The sequence below is a fragment of the Streptomyces sp. NPDC005151 genome, assembly GCF_053599875.1.
Genome location: NZ_JBSFYR010000080.1, coordinates 1 through 16,249, shown reverse-complemented (window position 1 = coordinate 16,249; position 16,249 = coordinate 1). Strand labels below are relative to the sequence as shown.

Genomic DNA, 16,249 nt, shown 5'->3' with positions numbered 1-16,249 from the left:
GCAATGGTGGCAGACAGCGAACTGGGTTTATCGGTAAGCGAGTTCGATTTCTTCATCAGCTATTCGCCAGCCGACGAACAGTGGGCCTCGTGGATAGCGTGGTCGCTGGAGGACGCCGGATACCGCACCGTCGTCCAGGCGTGGGACTTTGTACCCGGCACCAATTTCATCGACTACATGGACCGCGGGGTCAGCGAGTCCACCGCCGTCATCGCTGTGCTCTCCCGCCATTACGAACGTTCTACGTACGGCCGCATGGAATGGCAGGCCGCGCTGCGCGCCGCCCCGGAAGCACCGGAGCGGCGGCTGCTGACCGTACGGGTCGACGACATCCCCATCGAGGGCCTCCTCGCCACCATCACCTACGTCGACCTGGTCGGCATCGCCGACGCGGACACCGCGCGCTCCCTGCTGCTGACCCGGGTGGGACAGGCGATGGACGGGCACGCCCGCCCGGTCCGTCGCCCCGGCTACCCCGGCTCCGGACCCTCCGGCAGCGGTGCGGCCCTGCCGGGTCAGGGCCGGTACCCCGCCGACCCGGACCGCCTGCCCGGCCGCAGGCCCGGCGAGCCCGGCTGGGCAGGCCGGCGCAGGCCCGCCCGCGCCCCCGGCTACCCGCCCGCCACCGGCGCGGCCGCCGCCCGCGACACCGTCACCGTCCTCCACCTCGCCGGGCCCGACTTCGGACGCGGCCGGGAACCCGACACCCTCAGCCGGCAGCTCCGCGGCGACATCGTCGAACTCCGGGACGCCGGGGCGCCCGCCCCCGATCTGCTGGTCGTCACCGGTGACCTCACCGCGTCCGGCAGCCCCCGCGAATGCGACCAGGCCCTCAGCTTCCTGACCGCGATCCGCTCCCAGCTCGACCTGCCGCCGCAGCGGGTCATGGTGGTGCCCGGCGCGCAGGACGTGAACCAGGCCGCCTGCCGCGGCTACTTCCACACCTGTGAGGCGGACGAGGTCGCCCCGCAGCCCCCGTACTGGCCCAAGTGGCGCCACTACACCCGGCTCTTCCGCAGCTTCTACCACGGGCTGGACACCGTCTTCGACAGCGATCAGCCCTGGACCCTGTTCCCGGTCCCCGAACTCAGCACCGTGGTCGCCGGATTCAACTCCTCCATGGCCTTCAGCCACCGCCCCGACGACCAGTACGGCTCCGTCGGCCGCGACCAGGCCGCCTGGTTCGCCGAGGCCCTGCGCGGATACGAGGAGGAGGGCTGGCTGCGGATCGGAGCCGTACGCCACCCGCTCACCGCCGCCCGCCACCGGGCCGACACCCCCGGCGGCCCCGGCGCGCTGCGGGACGCGGACACCCTCACCCGGCTCACCGGCCCCCGGCTCAACCTGCTGCTGCACGGGCCCACCGGCGGCCCCCGCACCACCGGCGGCGAACCGAGCCACACCACGGCCGCGGCCGGCCCCACCCGGCTTCCGGTCTTCGGCGCGGCCGCCCCCGCCCGCTTCCAGCTCCTGCGGATCGCCGCGGACGGCGTCACCCGCTGGGACGACGGCACCACCGCGGCGGCCCCCACCCTGCTGCCCGGCGAGTGGCGCCGCACCGGCCGGGTCTTCCCGGTCCCCGACCCGGCCGCCACCACCCCGACCGCACCCGACTTCGACCGGCCGGCCACCGACACCCCCGTCGACTCCCTCACCGAACGCGTCAAGGAGATCTGCCTGGCTCGCAGGGACGGCGTACGGCTGCGCGACATCCCCCGCCGTGACCCCGCCGACATGGCCCAGATCATGGCCACCTGGCAGGAGGACGGGGTGGTGCGCCAGCAGCGCATCGCTGTCCACCCCGGCGTCCCCACCGAGGCCGAACTCGACCGGTTCATCGCCCAGGTGCACGCCGCGGGAGCGGCGGCCGACGCCGTGCTCGTCCACGCGGGAGACGCCCCCGACCGGGCGCTGCGCGACCGCGCGGCCACCCGCGGCGTCCGCATCCGGCTGCGCAGCTTCGTCGAATTCCAGGGCCTGCTGGACCTGCGCAGCTACGTCGCCGCCCAGACCGCCCGGCTGAACAGCAGCGAACAGTACCCGCCCGCCCGCTACCTCCCCCAGCGCTACCGCGACGCCGACCGGCCCGAAGGCGCCGAACACACCGGGCTCGTCGAGGACCTCATCGACCTGCTGGACAGCGACCACGGCCGGTTCCTGCTGCTCCTCGGCGACTTCGGCCACGGCAAGACCTTCGCCCTGCGCGAACTGGCCCGGCGCATCCCCGAACAGCTGCCGCACCTCACCCCGCTGCTCATCCCGCTCAACACCCTCGACCGGGCCCACAGCCTCGAAGGACTCGTCGCCGCCCACCTCGCCGGCCACGGCGTCGACACCATCGATCTGCGGGCGCTGCGCTACATGCTCGCCCAGGGCCGCGTCGTCCTGCTCTTCGACGGCTTCGACGAACTCGTCAACCGGGTCAGCTACGACCGGGCCGCCGACCATCTCCAGGTCCTCCTCGACGCCGCCGTCGACCGGGCGAAGATCGTCGTCAGCAGCCGCACCCAGCACTTCAAGTCCCACGACCAGATCCTGACCGCGCTCGGCGAACGCGTCGGACTGCTGCCCCAGCGCCGCATCCTCGCCGTCGAAGGGTTCACCCCCGACCAGGTCCGCTCCTACCTCGTACGCACCTACGGCGACGAACACCAGGCCGAACAGCGGTTCCAGCTGCTGCGCAACATCCCCGACCTGCTGGCCCTGTGCGGCAACCCCCGGCTGCTCTCCTTCGCCGCCGCCCTCAGCCAGGACCGGCTGCGAGCAGTCGCCGGAGCGGGCCGCGCCCTCAGCCCCGCCCGGCTCTACGAGGACGTCTTCACCTCCTGGATCGACTACGAGGAACAGCGCGGCCAGGGCGGCGCGGGCGCCGCACCCGGGCTCGGTGCCGCCGCACTGTGGTCCTCCGTCACCGCGCTGGCCCTGCGGCTGTGGGAGTCCGGCCGTACCGCGCTGCGCCTCGACGAACTGACCGAGACCGTGGCCGCCACCCTCGGCGGACTTACCGGCCCCACCGTGCACACCTCCACGCTCTCCACCGCCGAACAGGCCCAGGCGGTCGGCGCCGGCAGCCTGCTGGTCCGCAGCGACGACGGAGTGTTCCAGTTCATCCACGGCTCGGTGCTCGAATGGCTGGTCGCCCGGCAGGCCGCGAAACAGCTCGACGAAGGCCACGCCGTGCTCCTCGCCGCACGACCGTTCAGCCAGCTCGCCGTCGAATTCCTCTGCGACCTCGCCGACCACGAGGCCTGTGCCCGCTGGGTCCGCGACACCCTCGCCCCGGACGGCCCCGCCGTCAGCGATGCGGCCCGCGGCAACGCGCTGCGGATCGGCGACCGGCTCCGCGTCCCGGCCAACGTCGACCTGCGCGGCGCACGGCTGGCCGGCGAGGACCTCTCGTACCGGGACTTCTCCGGCGCCGACCTCTCCGGCGCCGACCTGACCGACGCCCGGCTCACCGGAGCCAACCTCTCCGGCGCCGTCCTCCGCGACACCGGGCTCTCCGGCGCCCGGCTCGACCACGCCGACCTCTCCGGGGCCGACCTCACGGGCGCCGACCTCACCGGCAGCCGGCTCACCCGCACCGACCTCACCGGCGCCCAACTCACCGGAAGCCGCTGGCACCGAGCCGCGCTGATCGCCCCGCTCCTGGACGACGCCCTGCGTGCGGCCCCCGAGCTCCGGGCCGCGGCCATCGCCCCGGGCATGCCCGTCGAAGCCGGATACCGACCGTCGGCCGTCGGCGTCCCGTACGGATTCGGCATGCGGACCAGCAGACTCCCCGAACCCATCGCCTACAGCCCCGACGGGGAACTCCTCGCTGTCGGCAGCGAGGACGGCGGCGTACTGATCTGCGGCGCGGACACCGGCCGGGCGCTGCGCACACTCCAGGGCCACTCCGGACGCGTGTACGCGGTGAAGGCCGCCGGTAACACCATCGCCACGGGCGGCTCCGACGGCACCGTACGCCTGTGGGACCAGGTCTCCGGGGCCTGCCGCCACCGCCTGGACATCCACCCCGAAGGGGTCTGGCCGCTGGTGCTCGACCGGGAGGGCACCCTGCTCGCCACCGGCGACCGCGAGGGCCTGGTCACCGTCTGGTCCGTGGCCACCGGGCAGCCCCTGCACCGGCTGCCCGGTCACACCGCCCTCGTCTACACAGCCGTGTTCTCCCCCGATGGGCGCACCCTGATCACCGGGGACGCCGCGGCACGGGTCCGCCGCTGGAACCTGTCCGACGGCTCCTGCGACGGGGAACTGGCCGGCCATCAGGGCGTCGTCTACCGAGTCCGGTTCAGCCCCGACGGCACCCTCCTGGCCACCGCCGATCGGGGCGGGACGGGCGGCGGCACCGTACGGATCTGGCGCGCCGAGGACGCCCGGCTGCTGCACACGTTCACCGGCCACACCGGACGCGTCTACGCGCTCGATTTCCACCCCGACGGAAATCTTCTGGTCACCGGCGACACCGACGGCCAGGTCCGCCTCTGGGACCCGGTCGTCGGCACCCCCGCAGGAATCATGGAACGTTGCACTGGCGCGGTCTACCAGGTGCTTTTCCACTCCTCCGGGAAGCTCCTCACCTCCTGCGACAGCAGCGGCCAGGTCCGTCTCTGGACGGTCACCGGCAACCCCCGCACCGGCCGCACCGTCGCCCTGCACGACCGGCAGCCCACCGCGCACCGGGGCTCCGCCTGGGCCTGCGCCTTCCGCCCGGGGGACCGGCAGCTCCTCACCGTCGGCAACGACGGCGGTGCACAGATCTGGGACGCCGACACCGGACAGGGCCGCCGCATCCTGCGCGGCCACGGCCGCCGGGTCACCGAACTCTCCTTCAGCGCCGACGGCACCCGGCTCGCGGCGGCCGGGAACGACGGAGTGGTACGGCTCTGGGAGACCCGGACCGGCCGTCGCACCGCTGAACTCACCGGCCGCGGCAACCGCCTGGTCTCCGCCTTCTTCAGCCCGGCCGAGGACATCCTGGCCACCGCGAGCAACGACGGCGACGTCTACCTCCGCAGCGCATCGGGCGGCGCCCACGTGCGCGAACTGAACGCCGAGACCGAACACATCTGGGCCGGGGCGTTCAGCGCCGACGGCACCCTCCTCGCCACCGCCAACGACGACGACACCGTCCACCTCTGGTACCGCTCGACCGGCGCACCCGTCGCCACCCTGACCGAACACCGGGGCCGGGTCCGGTCCATCGCCTTCGGTACCGGCGCCGCACCCACCCTCGCCACCGGCTGCGACGACGGCGTCGTACGTCTGTGGCGCGTCGACACCGGCGAACTCCTGGAGGAACTGCGCGAGCACACCGACCGGGTGTACGGGGCGGCCTACGGTCCCGGCGGCTCGTGGCTGGCCACGGCGGGCTGGGACGGCCGGGCGGTCGTCTGGCGGGACGGCGCCCCCGCGCTGCGGCTCACCGGACACACCGGCAAGCTCTGGACCGTCGCGGCCCACCCCACGAGGCCGCTGCTCGCCACGGCGGGCGACGACCGCACGATCGTGCTGTGGCACGCGGAGACGGGCGAGCGGATGGCAGCGCTCGGCGGCCACGCCGGCCGGGTCCTCTCGGTCGCGATCAGTCCGGACGGGCACACCCTCGCGAGCGCGGGCGAGGACGGCACCGTACGCCTGTGGACGCTCCCCGACGACCGCACGGTACCCGAACCCACGGCCACGTTGATCGGGCTGCCGGGCGGCTGGGCGACGCTCACACCAGCGGGCGGTTACAAGTACGACGGGGACGTGGCCGGGGAGTTCTGGCACGTGGTGGGCATGTCCCGGTTCGCCCCCGGCGAGCTGGACCCGTATCTGCCGGGGGTGAACCGGCTGGCGCTGGGCGAACCGCTGTAGAGAGGCCATCCGGCCGGGGTGGTGCCGTGCGGGTGCTCACGCACCGCCCGTCAGCGAGGCGGTCTTCGCCACCACCAGCACCACCAGCAAGGCGAACAGCGCCACGCACGCACCGGCCTGCACGGCGGTACGGCGCTTCGCCGGGGCGTACGCGAGCGCGGCCATGACGATGCCGCCCGTCAGGAGCCCGCCCAGGTGTCCCTGCCACGAGGTGAACCCCGCGGAGATCAGCATCCAGATCAGGAACCCGGCCATGAACCGGTTGACCGCCTGCATGTCCCGGCCGAGGCGCCGGTTGATGACGTAGAACGCCGCCGCCAGGCCGAAGACCGCCCCCGAGGCGCCCACCGTGAGGGCGTCCGGCGCGACCAGGTACACCAGCACCGAGCCGCCCAGCGCGGACAGCAGGTACAGCGCGAGATACCGGCCGCGGCCGAGCTGCTCCTCGACGACGCGGCCCAGGTTCCACAGCCCGTACATGTTGAAGAGGATGTGCAGCACCCCGAACGGCAGCGCGCCGAACGACGCCTCGCCCGGCGGGAGATGAAGGAACGCTCCGGTCAGCAGCCGGTACCACTCGCCGTCCACCACACCGATCGCGTGGAGTCCGGGGAAGTCCCCGTTCTCGTAGATGTACTGGCCGCCGTGGGGTCCGACCAGCCCCGCGCCGAGCATCCCGAACCGGTCGACGATCCCGGGGCGCACCAACTCGCCCAGATACGCGAGGATGTTCAGGCCCATCAGTACGTACGTCACCACGGGCACCGCCGTCCTCGACACCGCACCGCCGAAGACCGTGCGCGCCTGTCGGATCGACCGCTGCCCCTCCTTCACGCACTCCACGCAGTGGTGGCCGACCGCGGCCTCACGCATGCAGTCCGGGCAGATGTAGCGGTCGCAGCGGGTGCAGCGCACATACGTCTCGTACGACGGATGGCGGTAGCAGGTGGTGGCAGCGGCCTCCATGGCCGGCTCCTTCACGGGGGACGGTGGTGGGCGGCCGGTGGGGTCGGCGGCGATCAACATAGCGAACGCGGGCCGCGCGGACGCGGCCGGGTGCGTTCACGATGCCGCAGCCGGTCCACCACGGTGACGTAACCTCGTAACTCCTTTCTCAGGAACGGAGCCCCGTATGGCCGGCATCAGTCTCCGCTCCGGCTTCTTCCACGCCGGACTCGATCCGCGGGAGGTTCCGGACTCCGAGCTGTACGACCGGCTGGTCGCCGAATTTCCCAGCTGGCTGACCGCGGCCCGGGCGCAGGGGATCGTCAAGTGATGCCACGCGTGCTGAGGGCGGCCGACCGCACGGCCGTGCCCTGGAAGAACGGCGGGGGAGTCACCCGGGAGATCGCCGCTTCCCCCGAGGGCGCACCGCTGGACGGCTTCGACTGGCGGGTCAGCCTCGCCGATGTGACCGCGGACGGGCCGTTCTCCTCGTTTCCCGGGGTCGACCGCACGCTGACCGTGGTCGAGGGCGCCGGGATGGACCTCATGGTGGGTGGCGAGCATCACATCGTCGACGAGCAGTACTGGCCCCACGACTTCCCCGGGGACCTGGAGACGGACGGGCGGCTCCTCGGCGGCCCCGTCGTGAACCTCAATGTGATGTACCGCAGAGAACGTACGGCGGCGGAGGTCGCGGTCGTGCGCGGCACCCTTCGGCTGCAGGCGCCGGAGGGCGGCACGGTCCTGGCCGTCGCACTGGAGGACGGTGCGGTGCTCGACGGCCAGGACATCGAACTCGACTGCTACGACGCGGTGGTGGCGGACAGCGCATCGCCCGGGGTGCTGCGGACCCAGGGCTGGGCGCTCCTGGTCACACTGTCCGCCAGGTAGCTGCGGTCACGCGCCGGGAACCCAGTAGCTGTGCGCCGGTGACATCTTCGGCGGTCCGGACGTCATGGGCAGGCCCAGTTTTTCGGCGACCGGCAGCATCACGGTGCCGAACTTCTCCACGGCCTCCGGGGACTCCCACAGGTCGAAGAGCTCCACGCCCGAATCGGTCACTGTGCAGACCTGCGACAGGCGGCCGGCGAAGGTGTCTCCGGGCAGTGCCTGAAGCTCCCTGTGGAGGGCGTCGTACTGGTCGGCCGTGACGCCCGGCAGGGTGGCATGCACGAGGATCGCCATCGTCAATCACCTCGGGTTCGCGGGATCGGTCCCTCCCCGCCGCCACGCTGACGGCCATGTGCCTCGTCCAGCAGAACACGATCGACGCACGACGGCATCCGATCGGGTGGCTGCCCAAAAATCCGGACAGGAGATGTCGGGTTTCAAGGGTTCGATGGAGTCATGACATCGACTTCCTGGGCAGCGTTCCAGTCGGCGGAGCCGGACTTCGCCAAGACCGTTCAGGCCCGCTTCGGGCTGTACAAGCACCACGTCCTGGCCACCCTTCGCAGGGACGGCTCACCGCGTGTGACCGGACTGGAAGTGGACTTCCGCTTCGGTGAGCTGTGGCTCGGCATGATGCCGAACTCGCGCAAGGCACTGGACCTGCACCGCGATCCGCGGTTCGCGGTGCAGGCCAACCCGGGACCGGACGACACGATGGCCGACGCCGACGTCCGGATCTCCGGCCGCGCGGTGGAGGAGACCGACCCCGACGTCCTGGCCCGCTTCATCGAGGAGGCAAAGCCACCGGAGCCGTTCCATCTGTTCCGCACGGAACTGACGGAGGTGGTCCGCACGGCGCTGCAGGGCGAGGAACTGATCATCCAGACATGGCGCCCGGGCACCCCACTGCGCACGCTCCGCCGCGGAAACGACGACAGCCCCCCGTACGAAGCAACCTGAAACGACGGGGGCCGGGCGCGCCCGGCCCCCGTTGCGTTCACGTCCGCCGAGCGAAAATCAAGCCCGTCGAGGGGGGTCCCCCGTGCTCTTCGGGCCATGGGGGAGATCAAGGACGGAGCGGCCACCGGGCGCCCGCGGTCACCACCCGCTCCCGGCACGCCCCCGGCGATCCCCAGGCGTCCCGCAACGGCCTCGCCTTCCGCAGCCACAGCGACAGGTCCAGTTCCTCCGTATACCCCACCGCCCCATGCAACTGCAGCGCCGCCCGCGCCGCCGCATAGGCCGCCTCACCCGCCGTGACCTTCGCCGCCGCGACATCCGCCCCGGCACGCGGCGCCTTCTCGGCGAGCGCCAGCGCCGCCCCGTACAGCAGTGGGCGGGCGAACTCCAGGCCGGTCAACGTGTCCGCCAGCCGGTGCTTGACCGCCTGGAACGATCCGGTCGCCACCCCGAACTGCTTACGCTGCTTCACGTACCCGACCGTCGCCCGCAACAGCGCCTCACCCGTCCCCAGCGCCTGCGCCGCCGTCGCGAACGCCGCCCAGTCCGCCGCCGCGGCGGCAGCCTCCACCACCCGCGGCCCCGAAGCGAGCAGCTGCCCGCCCGGTTCGACACGGAACAGCCGCCGCGCCGGGTCGGTCGACACGCGCAGCGGGCCGTGCCCGGCGGCCAGCCGCAGCTCGTCCCCCGACACCGCGAATACCGCGTCCACCGCATCCGCGTCCAGCGCGAACACCCCGTCGCCCAAACACAGCGTCGCCGGCACCACCCCGGACGCCAGCCGGGGCAGCCACTCCTTCGCCACCGGACCCCCCACCCCGCTCAGCAGCACCGCCGCCGCCACCGTCTCCACCACCGGCCCCGGCACCACATGCCGCCCCAACTCCACGAAGGCCACCGCGAGTTCCACCGGCAAAGGGCCGACCCCCTCGTACGCCTCCGGTACCGCCAGCGCGAACACTCCCGCCTCCGCAAGCCGCGCCCACAGCGCCCGCCCCGGCCCGTGGTCCCCGGCGCCCCACGCCCGTACCACCGCGGGCGTGTCGGCCGCCGTCAGCATCGCGTCCAGCGAGCGGGCGAACTCCCGCTGCCCGTCGTCGAGGAGGAATCTCATCAGCGCCGTCCCTTCGGCAGGCCGAGCAGCCGCTCGGCGATGATGTCCCGCTGGATCTCGTTCGTACCGGCGTAGATGGGACCCGCGAGGGAGAAGACGTACCCCTGCGCCCACTCCCCGTCGGCGAGTTCGCCGTCCGCGCCCAGCAGGTCGAGCGCCGTCTCGTGCAGCGCGATGTCGTACTCCGACCAGAACACCTTGTTCAGACTCGACTCGGCGCCGACGTCCGCCCCCGCCGCGAACCGCGACGCGCCCGCGTAGGTGAACAGCTGGTACGCGCGCGCCCCGATCACCGCATCCGCGACCCGGTCCCGCACCGCCGTGTCCGACGGGTCCCCGTGCCTGCGCCACAGCTCCGTCAGCCGGTCCGCCGCGGCGAGGAAGCGACCGGGGGAGCGCAGCGTCAGCCCGCGCTCGTTGCCCGTGGTCGACATGGCGATGCGCCAGCCCTGCCCCGGCTCCCCGATGACGTCCTCGTCCGGTACGAACACCTCGTCCAGGAAGAGTTCGGCGAAGGCCGGCTTGCCGTCGAGCCGTCCGATCGGCCGGACCGAGACGCCCGGCGCCGACAGGTCGAACATCAGACAGGTCAGCCCGTGGTGCGGCTTCGCCGCCTCCGGATCCGTACGGAAGATCCCGAACGCCCGGTCCGCGAACGCCGCCCGCGACGACCAGGTCTTCTGCCCCGACAGCAGCCAGCCGCTGTCCGTCCGCACCGCGCGCGAGCGCAGGGACGCCAGGTCCGAGCCCGACTCCGGTTCGGACCAGGCCTGCGCCCAGATCACCTCGCCGCTCGCCATCGACGGCAGGACCCTGGCCCGCTGCTCGTCCGTGGCGTGGTCGAAGAGCGTCGGGGCAAGGAGGCTGATGCCGTTCTGCGAGACCCGGCCGGGGCCGCCCGCCGCGTAGTACTCCTCCTCGAAGATCAGCCACGTGACGATGTCGACGCCCCGGCCGCCGTACCGGGGCGGCCAGGAGACGACCGACCAGCGGTCCGCATGCAGCCGTGCCTCCCACTCCCGGTGCGCGGCGAAGCCCTCCGCGGTCTCCAGGGACGGCAGGGGCTCGGCGGGCACATGGGCGCGGAGCCACTGCCGGGCCTCGGCCCGGAACGCTTCCTGAACCGCGGTGAAGACCAGATCCATCAGACGCCCGCCTTCCTCGGCGCCGCGTCCGGGGGGTTGCGGTGACGGGGGCGGATCGGCGTGACGTACGCGGCCGGGCCCCGGTGCTCGTACGGCTCGGGGCCTGCTCCGGCGGGACCGGCCCCGTCGGCTGCGGCGTTCGGGTCATGGACAGGGGGCATCGGCTCATCCTTCCCTAACAAGTGTTTGGTAGGTTAACGTACGGACCTGAGGACCGTCGAGGAACCGGGGACCGAGGAGGCGCGGGCGTGAGCGCACCGCAGTACATACCGGGACACGGGCTGCTGACCGGCCGCACCGCGGTCATCACTGCGGCCGCCGGCGCCGGGATCGGCGGCGCCACCGCACGTAAATTCCTGGAGGAAGGCGCCCGCGTCACCATCGGCGACGCCCATGCCCGCCGCCTCAAGGAGACCGAACAGACGCTCGCCGACGAGTTCGGCGCCGAATGCGTCACCTCACTGCCCTGCGACGTCACCGACGAGACCCAGGTCCAGGCCCTCTTCGCCCACGCCGAACAGGCCCACGGCGGTCTCGACATCGTCGTCAACAACGCCGGGCTCGGCGGCACCGCCGAACTCACCGAGATGACCGACGCACAGTGGTCCACGGTCCTCGACGTCACCCTGAACGGCACCTTCCGCTGCACCCGCGCCGCCCTTCGCTCCCTCAGGGCCGCGGGCCGCGGAGGCGTCGTCGTCAACAACGCCTCCGTCGTCGGCTGGCGCGCCCAGAGCGGCCAGGCCCACTACGCCGCGGCGAAGGCCGGCGTCATGGCGCTCACCCGGTGCGCCGCCGTGGAGGCCGCCGCGTACGGCGTACGGGTCAACGCCGTCGCACCCAGCCTCGCCATGCACCCGCACCTGGTGAAGGTCACCTCCGCCGAAGTCCTCGACGAGCTGACCCGCAAGGAGGCGTTCGGCCGGTACGCCGAACCATGGGAGGTCGCCAATGTCATCGTCTTCCTGGCCAGCGGCTACTCCTCGTACATGACGGGCGAAGTCGTACCGGTCAGCAGCCAACATGCCTGACCGGGCACCCGCCGACGCGTCCGCAGAGGCATCGCACGGGCGGAGAATGGGCGGGTGCCTACCAAGAAGAAGCCCCGGGTGACCCCCTCGCCCGAGCGGCGCCGCGAACTCCTCGACACCGCCGCCGAGGTCTTTGCCGCGCAGGGATACAACGCCACCACCGTCCGCAGGATCGCGGACGAGGCCGGGATGCTCGCGGGCAGCCTCTACTACCACTTCGATTCCAAGGAATCGATGGTCGACGAGATCCTCTCCACCTTCCTCACCGAACTCTGGGAGGGGTACGACGCGGTGCTCGCCGCCGGACTCGGCCCCCGCGAGACCATCGAGGCCCTCGTCACCGAGTCCTTCCGGGAGATCGACCGGCACCGCGCCGCCGTCGCCATCTACCAGAAGGAGTCCAGACACCTCGCCACCCAGCCGCGCTTCGCCTATCTCGTCGACTCCCAGCAGAAGTTCGAGAAGGCCTGGCTCGGCACGCTGGAACGCGGCGTCGCCGTCGAGGTCTTCCGCGCCGACCTCGACATCCGGCTCACCTACCGGTTCGTCCGCGACACCGTCTGGGTAGCGGCCTCCTGGTACCGGCCGGGCGGACAGCACAGCCCCGAGGAAATCGCCCGCCAGTACCTCTCGATGGTCCTGGACGGCATCGCTCTGCGTACGTAACCCACACTCACGGACCTATCGAGGAGCGGCAGCCATGGCCGAGGCCTACATCGTCGAAGCGGTACGCACCCCGGTCGGCCGGCGCGGGGGAGGCCTCGGGGCCGTCCACCCCGCCGACCTCGGCGCCCATGTGCTGAGGGCCCTCGTCGAGCGCACCGGCATCGCCCCGGCGGCCGTCGAGGACGTCGTCTTCGGCTGCCTCGACACCGTCGGACCGCAGGCAGGCGACATCGCCCGGACCTGCTGGCTGGCGGCGGGACTGCCCGAGGAGGTCCCCGGCGTCACCGTCGACCGGCAGTGCGGCTCCTCGCAGCAGGCCGTCCACTTCGCCGCCCAGGGCGTCCTCTCCGGCACCCAGGACCTGGTCGTTGCGGGCGGAACCCAGAACATGACGCAGATCCCGATCGCCTTCGCCTCCCGCCGGGCCGCCGAACCCCTCGGCCTCACCGAAGGCCCGTACGCGGGCAGCGAGGGCTGGCGCGCCCGGTACGGTGACCGGCCGGTCGACCAGTTCCACGGCGCCCAGCTGATCGCCGAGAGGTGGGGCATCAGCCGCCGCGACATGGAGGAGTTCGCGCTCCGCTCCCACCGGAGGGCGATCCGCGCCATCGACGAGGGCCGCTTCGCCCGCGAGACCGTCGCCTACGGGGACGTCACCGTCGACGAGGGGCCGCGCCGCAACACCACCCTGGAGAAGATGGCCGCGCTGAAGCCGGTCGTGGACAGCGGCACGATCACCGCCGCCTGCTCCTCCCAGGTGTCCGACGGGGCCGCCGCGATGCTCATCGCCTCCGAACGCGCCGTCGCCGGACACGGCCTCACCCCGCGCGCCCGCATCCACCACCTCTCGGTGCGCGGCGAGGACCCGATCCGGATGCTGTCGGCGCCCATCCCGGCCACCGCGTACGCACTGAAGAAGGCCGGCATGACCATCGACGACATCGACCTGGTCGAGATCAACGAGGCGTTCGCGCCGGTCGTGCTGGCCTGGCTGAAGGAGACCGGTGCCGACCCGGACCGGGTCAACGTCAACGGCGGAGCGATCGCGCTCGGGCACCCGCTCGGCGCCACCGGCACCAGGCTGATGACGACGCTGCTGCACGAACTGGAACGCACGGGCGGCCGCTACGGCCTGCAGACCATGTGCGAGGGCGGCGGCCAGGCGAACGTGACGATCATCGAACGGCTGTGAACCGGTTGCCGCCAAGCTTCCGCGGGAGTCCGCCGACCGGCGGCGGGGCAAGATCCACCGCTGGTCGGCAGAACGTGCTACGGTGTTCCAGTTGCAGTTTTGGTACCCATGAACTTTATGTGCGCCTGACGGGAATGCTTCCTCAGGCGCATTATTGTTTTCCGGCTTTCTCCGGATGGGGCTCAATGCGGCGACTTGGAATTCGTAAAGTGCGGATTTCCGGCACTGCACCTCTTGAGGAGAATGACATGGCTACTGGAACCGTGAAGTGGTTCAACTCGGAAAAGGGCTTCGGCTTCATCGAGCAGGACGGCGGCGGCGCCGACGTCTTCGCCCACTACTCCAACATCGCCACCTCGGGCTTCCGTGAGCTCCAGGAGGGCCAGAAGGTCTCCTTCGACGTCACGCAGGGCCAGAAGGGCCCGCAGGCGGAGAACATCGTCCCGGCCTAATTGCCGCGACGCGTACCTCGCAGCCGGGGCCCGCACCGTGAAGGTGCGGGTCCCGGCTTGTGCTGTCCCGGGGAAGTGCGCCGAGAGTCCCACGCGTACGCACGTACGACCGGAATTCTCGAACATTCACCGAGAATTCACGAGCCGGTACGCGCGCTCCGTAGAGTCCCCAGCAGTCTCCAGCAGTCCCAAGTAGTTCCCAGGAATCCCCAGGAGGGCAATTCCGTATGACCCGCTCCGAACGCCAGGACCGACCCGCCCGCACCCGCCCGTCGAGGGGGCGTGGCACGGCCCCGGCACAGGCAACCGCTAAGGGTTCCGGCAAGGGATCCGGCAAGGCGTCGCCCCGTCGCAGGGCCACGCCGCCGCAGGGCGAATTCGCCCTGCCCGAAACCATGACCCCCGCACTGCCCGCCGTCGAGGCGTTCGCCGAGCTGGACATGCCCGCCGCCCTGCTGAAAACCCTTGCCGCGCAGGGCGTCACCGATCCGTTCCCGATCCAGGGCGCCACCCTGCCGAACTCGCTCGCAGGCCGGGACATCCTCGGCCGCGGCCGCACCGGCTCCGGCAAGACCCTGGCCTTCGGCCTCGCGCTTCTCGCCCGCACCGCCGGACGCCGCTCCGAGCCGCACGCCCCGCTGGCACTCGTCCTCGTCCCGACCCGCGAGCTCGCCCAGCAGGTCACCGACGCGCTCACGCCGTACGCGACATCCGTGAACCTGCGGCTCGCCACCGTCGTCGGCGGCATGTCGATCAGCAAGCAGGCCGGCACGCTGCGCCGCGGCGCCGAGGTGCTCGTCGCCACGCCGGGCCGGCTGAAGGACCTCATCGAGCGCGGCGACGCCCGACTCGACCAGGTGTCCATCACCGTTCTCGACGAGGCCGACCAGATGGCCGACATGGGCTTCATGCCCCAGGTCGTCGGACTTCTCAAGCAGGTCGAGCCGGACGGTCAGCGGATGCTGTTCTCCGCGACCCTGGACAAGAACATCGACCGGCTGGTCAAGATGTTCCTGACCGACCCGGTCGTGCACTCGGTCGACCCCTCCGCGGGCGCCGTCACCACCATGGAGCACCACGTGCTGCATGTGGCCGACGAGACCGACAAGAAGGCGATCGCCACCAGGATCGCGGCCCGCGACGGCCGCGTGATCATGTTCGTGGACACCAAGCGTGCCGCCGACCGCTTCGCCAAGCGGCTGCTGGCCAGCGGTGTCCGGGCTGCCGCACTGCACGGCGGGCGCTCCCAGCCGCAGCGCAACCGGACGCTCGACCAGTTCAAGAACGGTCAGGTCACCGCACTCGTCGCGACGAACGTGGCCGCCCGCGGCATCCACGTCGACGACCTCGACCTGGTCGTGAACGTGGACCCGCCGACGGACCACAAGGACTACCTCCACCGCGGCGGTCGCACGGCGCGCGCCGGGGAATCGGGCAGCGTCGTCACACTGGTGCTGCCGGAGGAGAAGCGGGAGATGACCCGGCTGATGGCCGACGCGGGCATTGCGCCGCGAACCACCCGGATCAAGTCCAGCGACGAGGAACTCAGCCGGATCACCGGGGCGCGCGAGCCGTCCGGCATCGCGGTCGTCGTCGAGGTCCCCCAGCCGACCCAGCCGAAGCCGCGCACGCGGTCGGGCGGGGCCGGTGGAACCGGAGGCGGTGCGCCGTTCCGTTCCGGCACCCGTGGCCGGGGCCGACGCGGTGGGTCCGGCGCCGGAAGCGGAGCCGGGGCCGGGGCCACGCAGGGTGGCGGCGCGGCACGGGCCGGCGGCGCGGGCCGTGGCAACGGTTCGGGCGCGGCTTCGGGGCGTGCGGGAGGCTCCGGGCGAAGCAACGGCAGCGCGGCCGCGCGGGGTCGCAGGGCGGCGTAGCCGCGTACGAGGTGCGGTGACCGGTCGACCGGTCACCGCCGAAAGGGAGGGCGGGGGGGTGGGGAAGGGTGTTTAGGGGGCAGGGGTTGAGTGGGGGGGGGGGGGGTGGGTATAAAA

General features: G+C 72.1%; 13 protein-coding genes and 1 pseudogene. 9 read left to right on the top strand and 5 right to left on the bottom strand.

Annotation, left to right across the window (positions count from 1 at the left end; translation table 11 throughout):
- Window positions 1–3: 3 nt before the first annotated feature.
- Entirely contained in the window at window positions 4–5,862 is a 5,859-nt protein-coding gene (locus ACWD6R_RS31020; RefSeq protein ID WP_451821734.1) for a WD40 domain-containing protein, read from the top strand.
- Window positions 5,863–5,898: 36 nt separating this feature from the next.
- Here ACWD6R_RS31020 and ACWD6R_RS31015 read toward each other — a convergent pair whose 3' ends face one another.
- Window positions 5,899–6,828 (bottom strand): rhomboid family intramembrane serine protease, encoded by a 930-nt coding sequence (locus tag ACWD6R_RS31015; RefSeq protein ID WP_451821733.1) that lies wholly within the window; start codon window positions 6,826–6,828, stop codon window positions 5,899–5,901.
- Between the two features lie 187 nt (window positions 6,829–7,015).
- Between ACWD6R_RS31015 and ACWD6R_RS31010 the strand changes: the two are divergent.
- Window positions 7,016–7,138: pseudogene (locus tag ACWD6R_RS31010) on the top strand (VWA domain-containing protein); the annotation flags it as partial.
- Entirely contained in the window at window positions 7,138–7,698 is a 561-nt protein-coding gene (locus ACWD6R_RS31005) for a HutD/Ves family protein (protein ID WP_451821732.1), read from the top strand. The pseudogene ACWD6R_RS31010 and the gene ACWD6R_RS31005, both read left to right, overlap by 1 nt.
- 6 nt (window positions 7,699–7,704) lie before the next feature.
- Here ACWD6R_RS31005 and ACWD6R_RS31000 read toward each other — a convergent pair whose 3' ends face one another.
- Window positions 7,705–7,992 (bottom strand): hypothetical protein, encoded by a 288-nt coding sequence (locus ACWD6R_RS31000; protein WP_451821731.1) that lies wholly within the window; start codon window positions 7,990–7,992, stop codon window positions 7,705–7,707.
- Window positions 7,993–8,154: 162 nt separating this feature from the next.
- On the opposite strand from ACWD6R_RS31000, the gene ACWD6R_RS30995 reads away from it, so the two are divergent.
- Window positions 8,155–8,658 (top strand): pyridoxamine 5'-phosphate oxidase family protein, encoded by a 504-nt coding sequence (locus tag ACWD6R_RS30995; protein WP_451821730.1) that lies wholly within the window; start codon window positions 8,155–8,157, stop codon window positions 8,656–8,658.
- A 106-nt stretch (window positions 8,659–8,764) separates the two neighbouring features.
- Here ACWD6R_RS30995 and ACWD6R_RS30990 read toward each other — a convergent pair whose 3' ends face one another.
- The 3 genes from ACWD6R_RS30990 to ACWD6R_RS30980 are packed head-to-tail and all read right to left on the bottom strand — an operon-like array spanning window position 8,765 to window position 11,078.
- Complete coding sequence (locus ACWD6R_RS30990) at window positions 8,765–9,772, bottom strand: acyl-CoA dehydrogenase family protein (RefSeq protein WP_451821729.1); 1,008 nt, start codon at window positions 9,770–9,772, stop codon at window positions 8,765–8,767.
- Window positions 9,772–10,917, bottom strand: coding sequence for an acyl-CoA dehydrogenase family protein (locus tag ACWD6R_RS30985; protein WP_451821728.1), 1,146 nt, complete (start codon window positions 10,915–10,917; stop codon window positions 9,772–9,774). The genes ACWD6R_RS30990 and ACWD6R_RS30985 overlap by 1 nt, the downstream gene beginning before the upstream one ends.
- A complete protein-coding gene (locus ACWD6R_RS30980) occupies window positions 10,917–11,078 on the bottom strand; it encodes a hypothetical protein (protein ID WP_451821727.1) in 162 nt (53 codons plus the stop codon). Before ACWD6R_RS30980 ends, ACWD6R_RS30985 begins: the two co-directional genes overlap by 1 nt.
- Before the next feature lie 87 nt (window positions 11,079–11,165).
- Here ACWD6R_RS30980 and ACWD6R_RS30975 point away from each other — a divergent pair, with 87 nt between their 5' ends.
- The 5 genes from ACWD6R_RS30975 to ACWD6R_RS30955 all read left to right on the top strand — a co-directional run bounded on the left by ACWD6R_RS30975 (window position 11,166) and on the right by ACWD6R_RS30955 (window position 16,132).
- Window positions 11,166–11,948 (top strand): SDR family oxidoreductase, encoded by a 783-nt coding sequence (locus tag ACWD6R_RS30975; RefSeq protein WP_451821726.1) that lies wholly within the window; start codon window positions 11,166–11,168, stop codon window positions 11,946–11,948.
- Between the two features lie 54 nt (window positions 11,949–12,002).
- Window positions 12,003–12,614 (top strand): TetR/AcrR family transcriptional regulator, encoded by a 612-nt coding sequence (locus ACWD6R_RS30970; protein ID WP_451821725.1) that lies wholly within the window; start codon window positions 12,003–12,005, stop codon window positions 12,612–12,614.
- Between the two features lie 34 nt (window positions 12,615–12,648).
- Window positions 12,649–13,806 carry an acetyl-CoA C-acetyltransferase gene (locus ACWD6R_RS30965; RefSeq protein ID WP_451821724.1) on the top strand — a complete coding sequence of 386 codons (1,158 nt, stop codon included), beginning with the start codon at window positions 12,649–12,651 and terminating at the stop codon, window positions 13,804–13,806.
- A gap of 248 nt (window positions 13,807–14,054) precedes the next feature.
- Window positions 14,055–14,258: a cold-shock protein gene (locus ACWD6R_RS30960; protein WP_003969786.1), complete on the top strand. Its 204-nt coding sequence runs from the start codon at window positions 14,055–14,057 to the stop codon at window positions 14,256–14,258.
- A 227-nt stretch (window positions 14,259–14,485) separates the two neighbouring features.
- Complete coding sequence (locus ACWD6R_RS30955) at window positions 14,486–16,132, top strand: DEAD/DEAH box helicase (protein ID WP_451821723.1); 1,647 nt, start codon at window positions 14,486–14,488, stop codon at window positions 16,130–16,132.
- Window positions 16,133–16,249 lie beyond the last annotated feature (117 nt).